Here is a 4,235-nt window from a genome sequence, read left to right on the forward strand (position 1 = left end):
CGCCCACCCAACCGGGCCAGTCCCCGTACCCCGGCGGCTACGGCCCCGGCGGTTACGGCCCCGGTGCTCCCGGGCCCGGCGCTACCGACCCACAGGGTCCGCACGGCCCGTGGCAGCAGTCCGGTGAGGACGGCCCCGAGTACTTCGACGGCCGCTACGACTCCCGGAACCAGGCCAACAGCCCCGGCCACACCCAGCAGTTCCGCATCGACGAGCACGGCTACCCCGGCGACGACGAGTACAGCGGCGGCGCCACGTACGCCGCCGGCCGCTCCACCGCCCCGCCTGCCGGACCCAAACTGCACTGGAAGCAGCTGCTGTCCGGCATCGTGCTGCGCCCGAACGCCACCTTCTGGCAGATGCGCGACCACAGCGTCTGGGGCACGGCCGTACTCGTCACCTTCCTCTACGGCCTGCTGGCCGTCTTCGGCCTCGACAAGGCCCGGGAGGACGTCCTCAACTCCACGCTGGGCAGCGCCGTTCCGTACGTCCTGATCACCGGCGTCGCGGTGGTCCTCTCCGGCCTGGTCCTCGGCTCGGTGACCCACACGCTCGCCAGGCAGTTCGGCGGCGACGGCGCCTGGGGCCCGACGGTCGGCATGGCCATGCTGATCTCCTCGGTCACCGACGCGCCGCGACTGCTGTTCGCGCTCTTCCTCGGCGGCACCGCGACGTTCGTGCAGGTCCTCGGCTGGGCGACCTGGATCGCCGCGGGTCTCCTCTTCACCTCCATGGTCAGCCGCTCGCACGACCTGCCCTGGCAGAAGGCGCTCGGCGCCTCCGCCATCCAACTCCTCTCCCTCCTCGTCCTGATCAAACTCGGCACCCTCTGAACGTCACTCGAAAGGGGGTGTCCTCCGGCGGCGACCGCCACCGGAGGACACCCCCTTCCATTTGAGCTCGACCTCAGGTGCCTCAGGTGCCTCAGGTGCCTCAGACTCCTCAGACGAAGCTCTGTGCCGCCGAACCGTCACACGGCCGCAGCCGCACCTGCTCGGTCGCCCCTCCCAGCGTCAGGCACATACCGCTCGCCGACGCCGGCCGGATCGTCGGACCGACCTTCTGGAAGCGCTGGTTCGCGCCGCCGTGGCAGTCCCAGAGGATCAGCCCGGTACCGGCGGAGTAGTTCCCGCCGGGCACGTCCAGACAGCGGTCGTGGGTCATCTCCGTGTAGATCTGCCCGGTGTCCGCCGTGTCGTGCCACCAGCCCTGGTTGCGCTCACCGTGGCACTGCCAGCCCTGCACCTTCGTGCCGTTCCGGCTGCTCGCGCCCGAGGCGTCCAGACAGGCGTCCGTCGCCCCGTTGCGCAGCGGCGCGAACACGTCGTCCCACGCACCCGTGTAGAGCTTCGGCTGGCCCGCGCCCTTCGGGTCAGCGCAGGACGCCTCTGTCAGACCCGCGTTGTAGAACTGGGTGAGGCAGGCCGCGTACGCGCCGTGACCGCGTGCGTTCGGGTGGAACGACTGCCGCACCGAGTTGCTGTCCGGCGGGAAGGGGTTGGTGATGTCCACCGTCAGGCCGCGAGCCCACGTGTTCTCCATACACACCTCGTGCCCGTGGAACAGCCGGGAGAGGTCCAGGTAGTCCGCGCCGCTGCGCTGGGCGGCCTTGCGGATGCCCTCCTGGAAGCGCGGCACGGCGTAGTTCCGACCCCAGGCGGCGTCGGAGGTGTAGCCCGTGCAGCCGTCGAGCAGCTTGCCGCGGAACTTCGGGTTGTCCTTGATGTCGGGCCCGATCGGGCTCGGGTAGCTCAGCACGGCGAGGCGGTAGTCCCCGTCCGCGTAGCCGGCGTCGCGCATCACGGTCCGCAGGTCGCCGACCATCCGCTCGACCTTCGGTGCCAGCCCGTTCACCCGGTCCTGCCAACCGGGCTCGTACTTGGGCGCGCACGGCCCCTGGATCAGGAACCAGCGTGTCACGCAGTCCGTCATCACCGGGCCGAACTGCAGGTCGTCGTTGGCGCCGGCCACCAGCACGACCATCTTCAGCCTGGTGTTGCGCGCCTTGATCGCCAGGCTGTCGCTCTGCACCAGTTCGTCGGCGTACTGCTTCCGCCCGCCGATCACGATGTTGACGCTGGACGCGCCGGAACACGCCACGTTGTAGGTCTCGTCGGCCGGGATCCCGGTGCGGTGGATCGCCACGTCGAACGACCGGTGGCACCAGTTGTCCGGCCCGTTCGTACCGGGCTCGTAGTTGCCCGCGCCCTCACCGCTGATCTGGCTGTCGCCCAGCGAGATCAGCGACGTCCGCCGCTCGGCCATCGGCCGCTCGGCGGGATCGCCGTACAACTTCCTCGCCTCCGCCGCCCGCACCGCCTCCAACTCCGGCGGCAACGGCTTGCTCTGTACGCGCTGTTCACTCGGCGTCTGGCCGGCCTGGCCGGCCTCACCGGCCGCTTGGGCGGTCGCCGTGCCAACGGCCGCCAGTGCCAGGGTTGTTACCGCCACACAGAGCTTCCGCAGGCGGTCGCTGCGATGTCTTCCACGAGTCATGGGGGGTCTCCGCTCACGCAGACAATCCGTTACCCGTGGTAAGTACTCGTTGGTAAGTAACTTGGCTATACCCCCGGATGAGCAAACCGCGCTCCGGTGCCCCACGGCAGACCCGCAAATGCCTCCCCAGGCGTGCCGGGGAGCGCCTCATACGGTGGCCGTCTTCGCCGAACGGCCAGAGTGTCGCGGCACGGCAGCCGACCGCCACGACACGTGACGTCCCCGACGGGCCCCGGCAGGCGGCGAGAGGCCCAACGGTCACCTCATGCTGCGGATGACAACACCTACGGCTGCGGCTTCCTTCTCGGTCAACTCGTCCAGCAGAGGAGCGAGGTTCATGACCCGGGCCGACACCTCGGAGCCCGTCTGAACACCGAACCAGTCGGCGGCGATCATCGCGCGCACCTGTTCCTCGGTCGTGCCGAACAGCTTCGCGATGCCTGCCCACTCGTCAGGCGACGGCGGCGCTGTGCGCCCTTGCTGCCCCTTCCACGGGCCGTATTCCACGACATTGCGCCACCAACTGTGTGAGCGCGCCCTGTCACAGCCGACCTGCATGGCGATGTAGTCCATGCGCAGCGCGAGCGCACTCGCCGTGTCCCTGAAAGGCGTGTTCGTCATGACCGGACCCTAGGAGGTACCAACAGCGCACACACGGAAATGACAGAAAATGGTGCCCTTGGGATTCGCTCCTACCGACGCCTACGGGAACGGCTGTCGAGCACTGCCCGAGAACGCCCCGTCACAACGAACCGGGAGGGCAGCGACCTGCCGGTGAGCCTTCGGTGGCCGCGCCGCCGAGTCCCCGGGGGCACTTCGCCGTCCTGCGTGAACAGCCTTGCCGCACTGGCCGGATGGCTCCGCACACGCTGTTCCTCGACTCCCTACAACCGCTTCTCCAACAGCGTCACCGCGTACGACTTGCCGCCCTTGCCCTGCTTCGCCGGCTGCTCGCCGACCACCGTGTAGCCCGCGGCCACGTAGTACTCGCGCAGCCGCGGGTTGTGCGCCACGCAGTCCAGTCGGCACAGCTCCCGCCCCGCCGCGGCGATCCGCCGCTCGGCCCGCTCCAGCAGCAACCGCCCCGTGCCGCGCGGCGCCAGCTCCCGATCCACCATCAGCCGGTGCACATAACCCGACACCGGCGGCTGCTCACCCCACGCTCCCGGGTCCTCCCACCACAGCTCCCACGCCCCGACGACCGGTCCCTTCTCGCCCAGCGACGCCAACCACACCTCGCCCTCCACAAGCCTCCGCCGGAAGTGCTCCTCCCCCATCTCGCCCGGCTTCCACTGGTCGATCCCGCGCGCCAACTGCCACCGCGCGGCCCCGTCCCGCAACGCCACCAACGTCCCGACGTCCGCTTCCCCGGCCCGCCGATGCACCACCACACCGCCCGACGGGCACCCCCCGTCGACCACACCTTCCACCCGCCGCGACACCTCGCCACGCCCCCTTCCGTCGACCTCCGCCGCCATGGCACGACAAAGGTCCGGCGCCATGGGCACCGGACCTTTGTCAGCAGTAGCGGGGACAGGATTTGAACCTGCGACCTCTGGGTTATGAGCCCAGCGAGCTACCGAGCTGCTCCACCCCGCGTCGGTGATACCGACCGTACGCCATCACACCCCCCGATGGGAAATCGGTTACCACCCCACCGGGAGTCAGCCGCTGCGAGCACGCCCAACTCCCTTGTCCCACACGGCTCCAGACCGGACAAGTGAGCCACACCACCGCCC

At 69.6% G+C, this 4,235-nt stretch carries 4 protein-coding genes and 1 tRNA gene; 1 reads left to right on the forward strand and 4 read right to left on the reverse strand.

The window, feature by feature from the left end; all coding sequences use genetic code 11:
- Positions 1-833: Yip1 family protein (locus tag FNX44_RS24405; protein WP_143651139.1), on the forward strand; the 833-nt coding region annotated here is incomplete at its 5' end.
- A gap of 109 nt (positions 834-942) precedes the next feature.
- Here FNX44_RS24405 and FNX44_RS24410 read toward each other — a convergent pair.
- The 4 genes from FNX44_RS24410 to FNX44_RS24425 all read right to left on the reverse strand — a co-directional run bounded on the left by FNX44_RS24410 (position 943) and on the right by FNX44_RS24425 (position 4,095).
- On the reverse strand, positions 943-2,496 hold the full coding sequence (locus tag FNX44_RS24410) for a ricin-type beta-trefoil lectin domain protein (RefSeq protein WP_143651141.1): 1,554 nt from the start codon (positions 2,494-2,496) through the stop codon (positions 943-945).
- Between the two features lie 258 nt (positions 2,497-2,754).
- Entirely contained in the window at positions 2,755-3,117 is a 363-nt protein-coding gene (locus tag FNX44_RS24415; protein WP_143651143.1) for a hypothetical protein, read from the reverse strand.
- Positions 3,118-3,380: 263 nt separating this feature from the next.
- Positions 3,381-3,998 (reverse strand): GNAT family N-acetyltransferase, encoded by a 618-nt coding sequence (locus FNX44_RS24420; protein ID WP_143651145.1) that lies wholly within the window; start codon positions 3,996-3,998, stop codon positions 3,381-3,383.
- 23 nt (positions 3,999-4,021) lie between these two features.
- Positions 4,022-4,095, reverse strand: a tRNA-Met gene (locus FNX44_RS24425).
- Positions 4,096-4,235 lie beyond the last annotated feature (140 nt).

It is taken from the genome of Streptomyces alkaliterrae (assembly GCF_007097205.2).
Lineage (GTDB): Bacteria > Actinomycetota > Actinomycetes > Streptomycetales > Streptomycetaceae > Streptomyces > Streptomyces alkaliterrae.

What these genes read in the sequence shown, in the direction of transcription:
- FNX44_RS24420 (WP_143651145.1), bottom strand. Translation starts at nt 3,998, where the DNA reads ATGGCGCCGGACCTTTGTCGTGCCATGGCGGCGGAGGTCGACGGAAGG.
- FNX44_RS24415 (WP_143651143.1), bottom strand. Translation starts at nt 3,117, where the DNA reads ATGACGAACACGCCTTTCAGGGACACGGCGAGTGCGCTCGCGCTGCGC.
- FNX44_RS24410 (WP_143651141.1), bottom strand. Translation starts at nt 2,496, where the DNA reads ATGACTCGTGGAAGACATCGCAGCGACCGCCTGCGGAAGCTCTGTGTG.